Source organism: Thermomonas sp. (assembly GCF_025993755.1).
Lineage (GTDB): Bacteria > Pseudomonadota > Gammaproteobacteria > Xanthomonadales > Xanthomonadaceae > Thermomonas.
In genome coordinates, this window is the sequence record NZ_JAMQHN010000011.1 from 1 (window position 1) to 14,878 (window position 14,878).

A 14,878-nucleotide genomic window follows, 5' to 3' on the forward strand; every position below is an offset into this window, starting at 1 on the left:
CGCTCTGTGTGCGCGGCCGGCTCCATTTCGCGGGCGCTGGCCATCTTTGGCCTGCTCGTCCCGTGGGGGGCGACCGACGCGGATGGCGTGACGTGTGTCGAACGCTCAGTCCTGTTGTGGTGGAGCGCGTTCACCCATGTTTCCGGAGCCAGCGCACGCCCTGCGGCGTGTCTTCCAGCAGGATGCCTTCGGCGGCGAGCTGGTCGCGGATGGCGTCGGCGCGGGCGAAGTCGCGGGCTTTCTTGGCGGCCGTGCGTGCGTCCACCAGCGCCTGGATGCGGGCATCGTCGTCGCCGGAGGCGCCGCGGCTGAACCAGTCGGCGGGCGATTGCTGCAGCAGGCCGAGAATGCGGCCGGCGCCAAGCAGTTGCGCCTTCAGCGTTGCCTTGTCGTCGCCGGAAACCGCCTTGCGCGCTTCGCCGGCGATGCGGGCGATCTCGGCCAGCGCCGCCGGGGTATTGAGATCGTCGTCCAGCGCGGCTTCGACGCTGTCCGGAATGACGGCTTCGGCAGGGACGTCGTCCAGATCGCGCAGCGTTCCGTAGAGCCGGTCCAGCGTGCGCACGCTTTGTTCGATCAGGCCATCGCTCCATTCCAGCGGCTGCCGGTAGTGCGCGGAAAGCAGGGCGTAGCGCAGCGCTTCCGGCGGGTTCTGACGTACCAGATCGTGCACGCGCTGGATGTTGCCCACCGACTTGGCCATCTTGGCGCCGCCGAAGTTGAGCATGCCGTTGTGCAGCCACCAGCGCGCGAACGGCGCGCCGCCGTGGGCGCACTCGCTCTGCGCCACCTCGTTTTCGTGATGCGGGAACTGCAGGTCGATGCCTCCTGCGTGGATGTCGATGGTGGCGCCCAGGTGCGCCTCGGCCATCGCCGAGCATTCGATGTGCCAGCCGGGGCGGCCGCGTCCCCAGGGCGAGTCCCAGCCGGGCAGGTCGTCGCTGGAGGGCTTCCACAGCACGAAATCGCCCGGGTCGCGCTTGTACGGCGCGACTTCGACGCGGGCGCCGGCCAGCATCTCGTCGGTGTCGCGGCGCGAGAGCTTGCCGTAACCTGGAAAGCTCGCGACCGAGAACAGCACATGCCCCTCCGCCGCGTAGGCGTGGCCGTCGTCGATCAGGCGCCGGGTCATCGCGATGATCTGGTCGATATGCCGGGTCGCTTCCGGCTCGATGTCCGGGGCGAACGCGCCGGTGACGCCCAGCGCCGCCATGTCCTCACGGTAGGCCGCGGCATATTTTCCGGTGATGGCGGTGATCGGCGCGCCGAGTTCTTTCGCGGCCGCGTTGATCTTGTCGTCCACGTCGGTGATGTTGCGTGCGTAGCGCAGGCCGCCGAAGCGCCGGCGCAGCAGGGCGGCCAGCACGCCGAACACCACCGGCCCACGGGCGTTGCCGATATGCACGTAGTTGTAGACGGTGGGGCCGCAGACGTACATCGTCGGGCAGGCTGGATCCAGCGGAACGAAGGGTTCGACCCGGCGCGACAGGGTGTTGTAGAGGGACAGATTCATGGAAGCGATCGCAGGAGATGCGCCATTGTAGCGGCGCCGATATCGGCGCCGTGCGACAGCGGGGATTCAGCCGCGCAAGCCCCTGCGCCGATAGACTCGCGGCATGTCCGAATTGCGGTTCGCCACGCGTGTTTTCCTGCCTCTGGCCCTGTGCGCGTCCGGCCCTGCATTTGCGCAGTCGGTTCCGCAGGGACAGCCGCAGCGCGAAGTCGTCCTGCCGATCGAGAACGTGCGCTTCGATTACGCCCAGGTGATGTCCGTGCGGCCGATCCAGCAGGTGCTGCGCACGAGCAATCGGGAGCGCGTCTGCAGCGACCCGCAGCACCCCGAGTCGCGGATTCCCGTTCCCATGGGCCAGGATCCCGGACGGCTGCGGAACTGCCGGATGGTGCCGGTGGTCCGCGAGTTCCGGCGCACGATTGCCTATGACGTCGATTACGTCTATCGCGGCAGCCGGTTTCGGACGCGGATGGACCGCGATCCGGGAAATCGCCTGCGGATCCGCATATCCATCATGCCGGCGCCGCTGGATTGACGCGTTATCTGGCGAGGGGCAGCGACGCTGACGCAGACGCTTGCATGCGGCAGAGCGTCATGCGAGGATGCGCGACCAGATGAACGCCCTTGTTGCCACGCGCCACGCCGATGCCGCCCGGATCGCCTCCGGCATGACTTCGCGCGCGCGCCGACCGGAATCCTTGCGACCTGCTGGGTAGACCGGAGCCGTTCTTGCGCCACCGCATCCGAAACCCAGCCCCCAGGCTGGGTTTTTTCGTTTCCGCCCTTTCTTCCCAGGACACCCCATGAAGCATTTCCTCAACACCCAGGACTGCAGCCGCGCCGAACTGGATGCGCTGCTGGCGCAGGCGGCCGCGTTCAAGCGTCACAAGCTGGGCGATGCGCTGAAAGGCAAGTCCATCGCGCTGGTGTTCTTCAATCCGTCGATGCGTACCCGCACCAGCTTCGAGCTGGGCGCGTTCCAGTTGGGCGGGCATGCCGTCGTGCTGCAGCCGGGCAAGGACGCCTGGCCGATCGAATTCGAGCTGGGCACGGTGATGGACGGCGATACCGAGGAGCACATCGCCGAGGTGGCGCGGGTGCTGGGCCGCTACGTGGACCTGATCGGCGTGCGTGCGTTCCCGAAATTCGTGGATTGGGCCTACGACCGGCAGGACATCGTGTTGAAGGCGTTTGCGAACCATTCGCCGGTGCCGGTGATCAACATGGAGACCATCACCCATCCCTGCCAGGAGCTGGCGCACGCGCTGGCGCTGCAGGAGCATTTCGGCACCGCCGACCTGCGCGGCAAGAAGTACGTGCTGACGTGGACCTACCACCCCAGGCCGCTGAACACCGCCGTCGCCAATTCGGCGCTGACCATCGCCACGCGGCTGGGCATGGACGTCACCCTGCTGTGCCCGACGCCCGACTACGTCCTCGACGAACGCTACATGGGCTGGGCACGCGCCAATGTGGCCGAAAGCGGCGGTTCGCTGGCCGTCAGCCACGACATCGAAAGCGCCTATGCCGGCGCCGACGTGGTGTACGCCAAGAGCTGGGGCGCGCTGCCGTACTTCGGCAACTGGGGGCCGGAAAAGCCCATCCGCGACCAGTACCGGCACTTCATCGTCGATGAAGCCAAGATGGCGCTGACCCACAACGGAGTGTTCTCGCACTGCCTGCCGCTGCGCCGCAACGTGAAAGCCACCGACGCGGTGATGGATTCCCCGCGCTGCCTCGCCATCGACGAAGCCGAAAACCGCCTGCACGTGCAGAAGGCGGTGATGGCCGCGCTGATTTCCCAATGACACCCACGGACGCCTTCCACATGACGACCTCCACCGACTCCCGCGACATCGTGCTGGCCTTTTCCGGCGGCCTTGACACCAGCTTCTGCGTGCCCTGGCTGAAGGAGCAGGGTTGGAACGTGCATACCGTGTTCGCCGACACCGGCGGCGTCGATGCGGCCGAGCGCGAATTCATCGAGCAGCGCGCGGCGGAGCTGGGCGTGACCTCGCACCTGACGGTGGACGGCGGTCCGGCGCTGTGGCGCGATTTCGTGCGGCCGTTCGTCTGGGCGGGCGAGGGCTATCAGGGGCAGTACCCGCTGCTGGTCTCCGACCGCTACCTGATCGTCGATGCCGCGCTGGCGCGCGCGGCCGAGCTGGGAACCAACGCAATCGCCCACGGCTGCACCGGCATGGGCAACGACCAGGTGCGCTTCGACCTGGCGGTGCTGTCGCAGGGCCGCTACCGGATCGTGGCGCCGATCCGCGAGATCCAGAAAGAACACACCCAGACGCGGGCCTTTGAACAGGCCTATCTGGAGGAACGCGGCTTTGGCGTACGCGCCAAGCAGCGGGCGTACACCATCAACGAGAACCTGCTGGGCGTGACGCTGTCCGGCGGCGAGATCGACGCCTGGGAAGCGCCGGGCGAGGGCGCGCGCGGCTGGTGCGCGCGCCGCGAACAGTGGCCGGCCGAGGCATTGGAGGTGACGCTGCGCTTCGAGAACGGCGAGGCGGTGGCGCTGGATGGCAATGCGCTGCCGGGCGAAAAAATCCTGGCCAAGCTCAACACGATGTTCGCCCAGTACGGCGTCGGCCGTGGCCTGTACACCGGCGATACCACGATTGGCCTGAAGGGGCGGATCGTGTTCGAGGCGCCGGGCCTGACCGCGCTGCTCGCCGCGCATCGCGCGCTGGAGGAAGCGGTGCTGTCCAAGCAGCAGAACCGCTTCAAGCCGCAGGTTGCGCGCAAATGGGTGGAACTGGTCTATGAGGGGTTCTTCCACGATCCGCTGAAAACCGACCTGGAGGCGTTTCTCGAGGCATCCCAGGCCAAGGTCGGCGGCGAGGTGGTGCTGCGCACCCGGGGTGGTCGCGTGGACGCGGTGGCGGTGCGCTCGCCGCACATCCTTGCCAGCCAGGGCGCGACCTATGCGCAAAGCGCCGACTGGGGCGTGGAAGAGGCCGAAGGCTTCATCAAGCTGTTCGGCATGAGCAGCACGCTGTGGGCGCAGGTCAATTCGGATCAGGGCGGGAATTGACGTGCTGGACACGGTCCTGCGCCACCTCGAAGCCCTGGTATCGTTCGACACCCGCAACCCGCCGCGCCGGATCGGCACCGGCGGAATCTTCGACTACATCCGGGCGCAGCTGCCCGGTTTCCGCTGCATCGTCACCGATCACGGCGACGGCGCGGTGTCGCTGCTGGCAGTGCGCGGCACGCCGCGGCGCGTGTTCAACGTGCATCTGGACACGGTGCCTGCGTCGGACGCATGGACGGCCGATCCACTGCGGCTGCGGGTCCGGGACGATCGTGCGATCGGCCTGGGCGCCTGCGACATCAAGGGCGCGGCGGCGGGCCTGCTGGCGGCGGCGCAGGCGACCCGGGGCGATGCGGCGTTCCTGTTTTCCTCCGACGAGGAAGCCAACGACCCGCGCTGCATCGCCGCGTTCCTTGGGCGCGACCACGGCTTTTCCGAGGCGATCGTGGCCGAACCCACCCGCTGCGAAGCGGTGCTGGCGCATCGCGGCATCAGTTCGGTGTTGCTGCGCTTCAAGGGCGAGGCAGGCCACGCCTCGGGCGCAAATGCGCTGGAGGCCAACGCGCTGCACCAGGCGATCCGCTGGGGCGGGAAGGCGCTGGATCTGGTCGATGGCGAAGCGGGCGCCCGCTTTGGCGAATTGACCGGATTGCGCTTCAACATCGGCCGGGTCGAAGGCGGCATCAAGGCGAACGTGATCGCGCCCAGCGCCGAGGTGCGCTTCGGGTTCAGGCCGCTGCCCTCGCACGACATCGACGAACTGCATCGTCGCTTCGGTGCCTGTGCCAGCGTTGGCGCGCTCGATCGCTATGAAGAGACGTTCCGCGGCCCTTCGCTCCCCGCCGGAGCGCCGGACCAGGCCGCGCAGCGGCGGCAGCTGGCGCAGGCGCTGGCCGAATCCCTGCAACTGCCGGTGGGCGCGGCGGTCGATTTCTGGACCGAAGCCGCGCTGTTCTCGCAGGCCGGCCTGACCACCATCGTGTATGGCCCCGGCGACATTGCCCAGGCCCACGCCGCCGACGAATGGGTGGCGCTGGACCAGTTGCGGCGTTACGCCGATTCCATCGTTCGCATCCTCGGAAACTGAACCGTGACTCCCGTCCTCGATCCCCGCGCCGTGCACGACCCGCAGACCCGCCAGACCATCGTGCGGCTGCTGTCCAGCATGGGCAGCGCCAAGGAAATCTCGCAGTACCTCAAGCGTTTCTCCCAGCTCGACGCGGCGCGCTTCGCCGTGGTCAAGGTCGGCGGCGCGGTGTTGCGCGACGACCTCGATGCGCTGGTGTCCTCGCTGGCGTTCCTCCAGGACGTGGGCCTGACCCCGATCGTGCTGCACGGCGCCGGCCCGCAGCTCGACGCCGAGCTGTCCACGGCCGGCATCGCCAAGCAGACCCTCGACGGCCTGCGCGTCACCTCGCCGCAGGCGCTGGCCATCGTGCGCAAGGTGTTCCACGCCCAGAATCTCAGGCTGGTGCGCGCGCTGCAGGCGGCCGATGCGCGCGCCACCTCGATCGTGTCCGGCGTGTTCGAGGCCGATTACCTGGACCGCGAGCGCTACGGGCTGGTCGGGAGCATCCAGCAGGTGCACACCGCGCCGATCCTCGACAGCCTGCAGGCCGGCTCGATCCCGGTGATCGCCTCGCTCGGGGAAACCGCCGGCGGTCAGATCCTCAACGTCAACGCGGATTTTGCCGCCAACGCGCTGGTGCAGGCGCTGCAGCCCTACAAGATCGTGTTCCTCACCGGCACCGGCGGTCTGCTCGACGCGCGCGGGCGCATCATCGATTCGATCAACCTGACCACCGAATACGAGCACCTGATGCAGCAGCCGTGGATCGACGGCGGCATGCGGGTCAAGATCGAGCAGATCAAGGCGCTGCTGGACGGTTTGCCGCAGGCGTCCTCGGTGTCGATCACGCGGCCGTCGGAACTGGCCAAGGAGCTGTTCACCCACAAGGGCTCGGGCACATTGGTGCGGCGTGGCGAGCGCGTGCTGGAAGCATCGTCCTGGGGCGGCCTCGACGCATCGCGGCTGCGGCAGTTGATCGAATCGGCGTTCGGGCGGCGGTTGGTGCCGGATTATTTCCAGCGCACCCGCCTGCATCGCGCCTATGTCAGCGAAAGCTACCGTGCGGCGGTGATCCTGACCCGCGAGGACGCCGGCGTGTACCTCGACAAATTTGCGGTGCTCGACGATGCCCAGGGCGAAGGACTGGGGCGCGCGGTCTGGCAGGTGATGCGGGAGCAGAATCCCGCGTTGTTCTGGCGTTCGCGCCACGGCAATCCGGTCAATGCGTTCTATTACGCGGAATCCGATGGCTGCATTCGTCAGGAAAAGTGGCGGACGTTCTGGTACGGCCAGGCCGACTGTGCGCAAATCGGGCGTTATCTGCAGCAGTGCGCGCAGCGTCCGGCGACGCTGGAGGAACCGGAATGACAGGAAAGCACGTGGCCGGGAAACATTCCATCGGAGTGGTGGGCGCACGCGGCCACGCCGGCGCGGAATTGATCCGCCTGATCGCCGGCCACCCGCGTTTCGAGCTGGCCTATGTCACCTCGCGCGAACTGGACGGCCAGCGCGTGGCCGACCACAACGCCGGTTTCGCCGGCGGTCTGCGCTACAGCTCGCCCGATTACCGCGACCTGCCGGGGCTGGGCGCCGACGCGGTGGTGCTGGCGCTGCCGAACGGCAAGGCCGCGCATATCGTCCGGCAGTTCGACGAAGCCGGCGTCGATCCGGTCATCGTGGATCTGTCCGCCGACTATCGCTTCGATCCGTCGTGGTATTACGGCCTGCCGGAACTGACCCGCGGCCGCTACGCCGGGCAGAGCCGCATCAGCAATCCGGGCTGCTACGCCACCGCCATGCAGCTGTCGATCGCGCCGATGCTGGATGTGCTGGACGCGCAGCCGGTGCAGTGCTTCGGCGTCAGCGGCTACTCCGGCGCCGGCACCACGCCGAGCGACAAGAACAACGTGGACCTGCTGCGCGACAATCTGATGCCCTACGCGCTCACCGGCCACATCCACGAGCGCGAAGTGCCGTATCAGCTGCGACATGCGGTGGAGTTCATGCCGCACGTGGCGTCGCATTTCCGCGGCATCACCATGACCACCAACTTGCATTTGTCCACAGCGTTCGACCGCGACAGCGTGCTGGCGCGCTATCGCGACCGCTATGCGAACGAACCGCTGGTGCACGTACAGGACGCCTCGCCCTGGGTTTCGCGCATCGCCGGCAGGCATCATGTCGAAATCGGAGGTTTTGCCTTGAGCGGCGATGGCCGGCGGCTGGTGGTGGTGGCCACCGAGGACAACCTGCTGAAAGGCGCCGCCACGCAGGCGCTGCAGAATCTCAACCTGGCCTTCGGCCTGGGCGAGTTCGACGGGATTCCGCTGGAGATGACGGCATGAGCGAACTGCTTTGGCAAAAAACCGGCGTGGCCGTGGATGCCAGGATCCAGGCCTTCCTGGCCGGGGACGACGTGATCCTGGATCGCGAATTCTTCCTCCACGACATTCAGGCCAGTGCCGCGCACGCCGAGGGCCTGCAGCGCATCGGCATCCTGAGCGCCGACGAGTTGGTCGGGCTGAAGCACGAGTTGGCGAAGTTGGCCGAGGATTTCCAAAGCGGCGCCTTCGTGCTGGACGAGCGCTTCGAAGACGGCCATTCCGCCATCGAGGCGCGCCTGACCGAGCGACTGGGCGACACCGGCCGCAAGATCCACACTGGGCGCAGCCGCAACGACCAGGTGCTGGTCGCCACTCGGCTGTGGCTGAAGGACAGGCTGGCGCGGGTTGCGGCACTGTCGCGGGCGATTGCCGGGATCGCGCTGGAACGCGCCGAAGCCGAGCAGGCCCTGCCGCTGCCGGGCTACACCCACATCCAGCGCGCCGTGGTGTCCTCGGCGGGCATGTGGTGGGCGGGCTGGGCGGAGGCCTTCATCGACAACGCGATCCGCGCCACCGACACGCTGGCGCTGGTGGACTGCAATCCGCTGGGCACCGCTGCCGGCTATGGTGTCAACCTCAGGCTGGATCGCGAACACACCACCGCCGCGCTCGGCTTCGCGCGGCTGCAGGTCTCGCCGGTCTACGCGCAGCTCTCGCGCGGAAAGTTCGAACTCGCCGCGCTGGACGCCCTTGGCAGCGCGACCCTCGACCTGCGCCGCATCGCCTGGGACCTGTCGCTGTTCACCAGCGCCGAGTTCGGCTTCGTGGCGCTGCCGGCGCAGTACACCACCGGCAGTTCGATCATGCCGAACAAACGCAACCCCGACGTGATCGAGCTGATGCGCGCCACCCACGCCTCGGTGGCGGCGGCGCGCACCGAGATCGAGCAATTGCTGTCGCTGCCCTCGGGTTATCACCGCGATCTGCAGGCCAGCAAGGGCGCGATCTTCCACGGCTTCGGCCGCGGCCTGGCCGCGCTGGAACTGCTGCCGGCGCTGCTGGGCAACCTGGAGTGGCGCGAAGACCGGCTGCGCGCGGCGATCGATTCGGGCATGTATGCCACCGACGTGGCGGTCGAAGCCGCCATTGCCGGCGTGCCGTTCCGCGAGGCCTACAAGGCCGCCGCCGCGTCCGCCGACAGCGCTGGGCAGGGCCGGACGCCGGAAGGCTCGCTGGCGGCGCGCACGTCGCCCGGTGGCTGCGCAGACCTCCGACTGGACGATTTGCGTGCGCGTCTGGGGCGTGTCGTCAATTCCCGTGCCGGAATGGGTGACGCCTCCTAGAGACGATTGGCCTGAAAATCGCGCATCGTCCGTTTGTAGGGAATGTGAATGCGAATCGAAATGTGAATGCGCATGCCGCCGCGCGGACAGGACAGCCCGCGGATTGTGCTGTGGACGGTCCTTTGGGTCGTTCCGAGGCAGGAGCTTGGCGCCTGCACAAGAGGGCGCTCGCAAGGTGTGAAGGGGTGGGGTAGAGTCACCCCGAGGGAAGGTTGTGGGCAGGGTCGGGGGCTGGGGTCGGACGAGCCATGAGTGTTCGCAACAGGGGGTTCGTCGCTTCAGCGTCACCTGGACTGCCGTGGTGCGTGCGCGTTTCCGGACGATCTGTGCCCGGATAGCGTAAATCCGGGGCGCAAGCGCTGAAGGGGGGGAGTTGCACATGCGACATGTGATCGTGACGAGGCGGGGTTCAAGCGTCCTGCTTGCCTTGGCATTGGGAGGGATGCTTGCATCCAGCCCGACTGCCGCTGCCGGTTGCGCGCCGCCGACCGCGGCCCTCGCTGTGGCCGGAGTGACCTTGGCGTCCGCCGCCGCACCCGCCGCGCAGACGACGCGAACGACGATGCCGGCAGCCGATGTCGGCGCACGGGATGCGCTGGAGGCGATGGGGCGCCTGCAGGACGCCGACACCGCGCTGTCGCTGGCGGCGGAAGGCGCCGCGTTGTACGCGAGCGCGAACGTCAAGCTCGACGGCTACGCCTATTGCAGCCAGGCGGTGGAGCTGGCCGAACTGGGCGAGCTGCGGGAAAGCGCGCGGGCGGCGAGCATGGCCCTGCACGTGGCGCTGGAAACCGGCAACCCCGACTTGCTGGGCAAGGCCTACCGCGATCTGGCGATCGCCTTCAGCTATGCCGGACAGCTCGACCGCGCCGAACAGTTCGCCACCCTGGCCCTGAAATATCCGGGCGCGGACCCGACCCAGGTCAACGGTCCGGCGCGCAAGATCCTCGGCGACGTGCGCGCCCGTCAGGGACGGTATGCCGAAGCGATCGCGCTGTATGACCAGGCCAGCGGAGAAAGCTCGCCGCGCTTCCAGCCGCTGGTCCAGGCCTCGCTGGTCAATGCGCTGATCCAGTCCGGCGACCTGGCGCGCGCGCGCAGCACGCTGGACGCCTTGCCGGAACCCGCTGACGGCGCCCAGCGCGCCCAGTTGCAGCGCACCCGCGGCAAGCTCCTGCTGGCCGAGAACCATCCCGACCAGGCACTTGCCGTGTACCGCACGCTGGCCGAGATGCCGGTCACCGCAGCGGGTGGCGACGGCGTGTTCTATCGCGCCTGGGCGCTGGACGGCGTGTCGCGCAGCCAGGCCGCACTGGGCGACGAGGCGGGTGCCGCGCAGTCGCTGGACGAGGCGATTGGCGAATTCGAGCGCGCCCGCGCGCAGTTCCGCAGCGACGACTTCAAGATGGGACTGTTCTCCGACGCGCAGGATGTCTTCGAGCGCGCCATCGCGTTGCGGGATCGGCTGGGCCAGACCGAGCAGGCGTTCGACATCAGCGAGCGCAGCCGCGCGCGCGCGCTGCTCGATTCGATCGCCGGCCGCGCCGACCTGAATTCGAACGAGACCACCGCGCTCGACGTGCAGGCCCTGCGCGCGGGACTGGCCCCGGATGAAGTAGTGGTGGCCTACCACACCCTGCCCGATCATCTGGTGGCGTGGGTGCTGACCCATGACGGCATCCGCGAGGCGCGGTTCCCGATGGCGCTTTCACGCGCCGACCTGACTCGCCTGGTGGAGGCCTATCGCGACGCCTTGGTGGGCCGCAATCCGAACATCGCCGCCGCCGCCGACCAGATCGGCCGCCTGCTGTTGGCGCCGCTGCAGATCAAGGCGGGCAAGCGCGTGGTCATCGTCCCGCACGGCCCGCTGCATTACCTGCCGTTCCAGGCGCTGCGGCTGGATGGCAAATACCTGATCGAACGCAATCCGGTGTCGATCGCGCCTTCGGTCAGCATCGCCGCGCGCCTTGCCGAGCACGCCCCGCTGGCGCAGTCGGGCCTGCTCGGGTTCGGCAACCCGACCGTGGATCCGAGCGTGGCCGCACCGCTGCCAGGCGCCGAGCGCGAGGTGCGATCGCTGGCGGTGGATTTCCCGGACGCCCGTCTGTTCTTCGGCGAGCAGGCCACGCGCGACCGTTTCGACGAATACGCGCCGCAGTCGCAGCTGGTCCACGTGGCATCGCATGCGCTTGTGGACACCCTCGACCCCTTGCATTCGAAAGTCCTGTTCACCGACGGCAACGGCCAGCCGGTCTATCTCGAGGCCAAGGACGTGATGGCCCTGAAGCTGGACGGCGTTTCCCTGCTGACGCTGTCGGCCTGCGAGTCCGGTCTGGGGCGGGTGGAGAACGGCGACGAGGTCCTGGGCTTCACCCGCGCCTTCCTGTCGGCCGGCACGTCCAGCCTGCTGGCCTCGCTGTGGCCGGTGTCCGACGCCGCGACCGAAAAACTGATGACCACGTTCTACGGCGATCTGGCACACGGCGCCAACGCCCAGGACGCGATGCGTGATGCCCAGCGTGCGGTGCTGGCCAATCCGGCCACCGCGCACCCGTATTACTGGGCTCCCTTCAACCTGATCGGCAACTGGCGGCTGCGGGTGGCGCGATGAGCGCGGGAACCGGACGAGACGAGGACGTGATGATGGAGCACCACAACGACCTCCAGCAGCAGCACAGGGTTCGCTTGCGGCTGACGTCGCTTGCCGCCGCGCTGGCGCTGGGATTGCCGGTCGCGCAGGCGCTGGCCGCAGACGCGGCCTCGCAGGATGCGCCGCAGCAGGCGCAGTCCTTGCCCGAGCCGCAAATGGCGCTACAGGCCCAGGCCAGCTTCGTGCTGCAGGGCGTGGAGTTCGTCGGCGCCACCCTGGTTCCGGAATCGGAACTGCAGGCCGCGGTCGCCGACATGATTGGACAGAGCGTCACGTTCTCCGACTTGCAACAGCTGACCGTCAAGGCCGCGGCGGTCTATGCGCGGCACGGCTACGGGCTGGCGCAGGTGTTCGTTCCGGTGCAGGAAGTGGTGGATGGCCGGATCAAGCTGAGCGTGCTGGAAGGCAAGCTGGGCGAGGTGTCGATCGATATCGCCGAGGGTGCCCCGATCCACCGCGAGCGCGTGGCCGGCATGCTGTCCGTACTCAAGGCGGGCGAACCGCTGAGTACGAACGAATACGAGCGGGCGATGCTGCTGCTGTCCGATCTGCCTGGCATCAAGCCGCAGTCGAGCGTCACGGTGGGTTCGTCCTCTCAGGCCAACGACCTGCACGTCCAGGTGGAAGCGCGCGACCGCTTCCAGTTCGCGCTGGGGCTGGACAACAACGGCACCCGCGATTCCGGTCGGCTGCGGTTGACGGGAAGCATGCGCTGGGCCAGCCCGTTCGAGCGCGGCGACAATCTCGATCTTCGGATCCTGGCCGCGCAGGGCATGCACACCGCGTTCGGCCGGATTTCCTACGAAACGCCGGTCGGTTATTCCGGTTTGCGCATCGGCGGCGGGCTGGCGCGGGTGCAGTACGAACTGGGCGGGCCGTTCTCGCCACTCAAGCCCACTGGCGTAGGCAACGTCGCCGATCTGTCGTTCAGCTATCCGCTGATCCGCCAGCGCACCACCAACTTGTTCCTGCGCGGAGCGGTCGAACGCAAGGCGCTGACGGATCGCTACGAGGCGGTGGGTCTGGAAACCCGCAAGCGCGTGAACGGAGCCAGTCTCGGGCTGGCGCTGGAACACCGCGATCGTTGGGGCGGAGGCGGCTACAACAGCGCCAATGTTCAAATCTACCGCGGCACCCTGCGCCTGCTCGACCCGATGGCCAAGCTGCTCGACCGGCCGCCGTTCGGCTATGCCACCGAAGGCAGTTTCACCAAGTTCACCCTGCAGGCGGCGCGGCTGCAATATCTCGCCCCCCGCTGGAGCCTGTATGCAAGCGTCGGCCTCCAGCGCTCCAGCCGCAACCTCGATCCCTACGAAAAGCTGTCGCTGGGCGGGCCCAAGGCGGTGCGTGCCTACGCTACCGGCGAGGTGCTGGTCGATGACGGCTGGCTAGGCTCGCTGGAACTGCGCTTCTCGCCGCGACCGGAAGCCACGCTGTATGCGTTCTACGACGCGGCGCATGGCGACATGTTCCACCGCCGTCGTGTCTTCGATCCGGATCTCGGGCGCAGCCTGCGCGGCTACGGTCTCGGCTTCAGCTGGGCCAAACCCGGCAACGTGAGCATGAACCTGAGCGTGGCGTGGCGCGGCACGGGCCCAGGCGTCACCGATGGCGGCGACCATAACCCCCGCATTTACTGGTCGATCCAGAAGGCATTTTGACGCAACGACGGGCGGCCGGTAGCCGGTTCCCAGGGAGCAAGACCCATGAACGCGAACCCCAAGACCCTCAAGCAAATTCGCAAGCAGCGGCGGCGGCGGCTGGCATTGGCATTGGCCTGCGTGCTGGCGTCGCCGCTGGCGTTCGGGCAGTCGCTGCCGTCCTCGACGACGCTGCCGACGACGACACCCATCAACTACGATCCGACAAAAATCACCTCGATCAACGTTGTCGGTAGCGACATGACCATCACCCAGGTGACGGATGCCGCCGTCATTGGTTGGACGACGTTCAACGTCGGCTCGGCGGCATCGGTGACATTCGTGCAGCCGGGCGTCAACAGCGTTGTCCTGAACTACATCGACGGCATTATACCGGCCCCCTTCATCATCAATGGCGCGGTCAATGCCAACGGCAGCGTCTTTTTCGTCAACCCGAACGGTATCTGGTTCGGCCCCAATGCCAACGTCAATGTCGGCGGTCTGGTGGCCTCGACGCTGAACATTTCCGCAGCGGATTTCTACACTGGCGCGGCGATGGCCAACCCGCATTACGTGTTCGGTAATGCGACCGACACCATCGGCGGCGGCATCGTCAATCAGGGGCATTTGAACGTCACCAGCGCCACCGGCACCATCGCGCTGCTGGCGGCGCGGGTCGAGAACCAGGCTGGCGGCGTCATCAATGCGCCAGGCGGCAGTGCGATCATCGGAGCGGCCGCGCAGTCGACGCTGGATTTCTACAACGACGGCTTGACCACGCTCGCGATTGCGGGCAATGGCTTGTACGTCCCCCCCGTCCCGCTCGGCCCGATCAATCTCTGCGCGGCGGTCCCGCTTTCCGCCTGCCTCGGCGGCATCGTCAGCATCGGCAACATCGCGGCAGTCGGCGGCCACGTCGAACTGCGCACCCAGACGATGGATGGCCTGGCCAACACAGATCCGCTGTTCACCGAAAGCCCCACCGGCAACGGCGGTCGCATCTGGATCGGCGGGCGGATCGATGCGCGCACGGCCGGCGCAGACACCGGCTCGATCATCATCGACGCCGGACACGGCAACGTCGATATTGGCGGTGTTGCCGGACAGATGGCGTGGGTCAACACCACGGGAGTGAACGCGGGGGAGAACGCCGGGACGATCCAGATTCGCGGCAACCAGCTGTTCACCTATCTTTGCGTCGGGCCGGGCGGCGTCTGCACGACCAACGATTCGCTGGGTTTCATCGACGCCAGCGGCTACAACACCGGCAATGGCGGGCATATCCAGATC

General features: G+C 67.6%; 11 protein-coding genes. 10 read left to right on the forward strand and 1 reads right to left on the reverse strand.

The window, feature by feature from the left end; all coding sequences use genetic code 11:
* Positions 1-130: 130 nt before the first annotated feature.
* A complete protein-coding gene (cysS, locus tag Q0X16_RS00700; protein WP_297829568.1) occupies positions 131-1,513 on the reverse strand; it encodes a cysteine--tRNA ligase in 1,383 nt (460 codons plus the stop codon).
* A 103-nt stretch (positions 1,514-1,616) separates the two neighbouring features.
* On the opposite strand from cysS, the gene Q0X16_RS00705 reads away from it, so the two are divergent.
* The 10 genes from Q0X16_RS00705 to Q0X16_RS00750 all read left to right on the forward strand — a co-directional run.
* On the forward strand, positions 1,617-2,048 hold the full coding sequence (locus tag Q0X16_RS00705) for a hypothetical protein (protein ID WP_297829571.1): 432 nt from the start codon (positions 1,617-1,619) through the stop codon (positions 2,046-2,048).
* A 268-nt stretch (positions 2,049-2,316) separates the two neighbouring features.
* The gene (locus Q0X16_RS00710) at positions 2,317-3,321 is read left to right on the forward strand and encodes an N-acetylornithine carbamoyltransferase (protein WP_297829573.1); all 1,005 of its coding nucleotides are present in this window, start codon (positions 2,317-2,319) and stop codon (positions 3,319-3,321) included.
* Between the two features lie 20 nt (positions 3,322-3,341).
* The gene (locus tag Q0X16_RS00715) at positions 3,342-4,562 is read left to right on the forward strand and encodes an argininosuccinate synthase (protein ID WP_297829576.1); all 1,221 of its coding nucleotides are present in this window, start codon (positions 3,342-3,344) and stop codon (positions 4,560-4,562) included.
* A gap of 1 nt (position 4,563) precedes the next feature.
* Positions 4,564-5,649, forward strand: coding sequence for an acetylornithine deacetylase (locus Q0X16_RS00720; RefSeq protein WP_297829579.1), 1,086 nt, complete (start codon positions 4,564-4,566; stop codon positions 5,647-5,649).
* Positions 5,650-5,679: 30 nt separating this feature from the next.
* On the forward strand, positions 5,680-6,999 hold the full coding sequence (locus tag Q0X16_RS00725; RefSeq protein ID WP_297829596.1) for an acetylglutamate kinase: 1,320 nt from the start codon (positions 5,680-5,682) through the stop codon (positions 6,997-6,999).
* Entirely contained in the window at positions 6,996-7,976 is a 981-nt protein-coding gene (argC, locus tag Q0X16_RS00730) for an N-acetyl-gamma-glutamyl-phosphate reductase (RefSeq protein ID WP_297829581.1), read from the forward strand. The genes Q0X16_RS00725 and argC overlap by 4 nt, the downstream gene beginning before the upstream one ends.
* The gene (gene argH, locus Q0X16_RS00735; RefSeq protein WP_297829584.1) at positions 7,973-9,298 is read left to right on the forward strand and encodes an argininosuccinate lyase; all 1,326 of its coding nucleotides are present in this window, start codon (positions 7,973-7,975) and stop codon (positions 9,296-9,298) included. Before argC ends, argH begins: the two co-directional genes overlap by 4 nt.
* Before the next feature lie 562 nt (positions 9,299-9,860).
* Positions 9,861-11,909, forward strand: a complete 2,049-nt coding sequence (locus Q0X16_RS00740; RefSeq protein ID WP_297829587.1) for a CHAT domain-containing protein — start codon at positions 9,861-9,863, stop codon at positions 11,907-11,909.
* On the forward strand, positions 11,906-13,609 hold the full coding sequence (locus Q0X16_RS00745; protein ID WP_297829590.1) for a ShlB/FhaC/HecB family hemolysin secretion/activation protein: 1,704 nt from the start codon (positions 11,906-11,908) through the stop codon (positions 13,607-13,609). The genes Q0X16_RS00740 and Q0X16_RS00745 overlap by 4 nt, the downstream gene beginning before the upstream one ends.
* A 45-nt stretch (positions 13,610-13,654) precedes the next feature.
* The coding region (locus tag Q0X16_RS00750; protein WP_297829593.1) for a filamentous hemagglutinin N-terminal domain-containing protein at positions 13,655-14,878 on the forward strand (1,224 nt) is incomplete at its 3' end.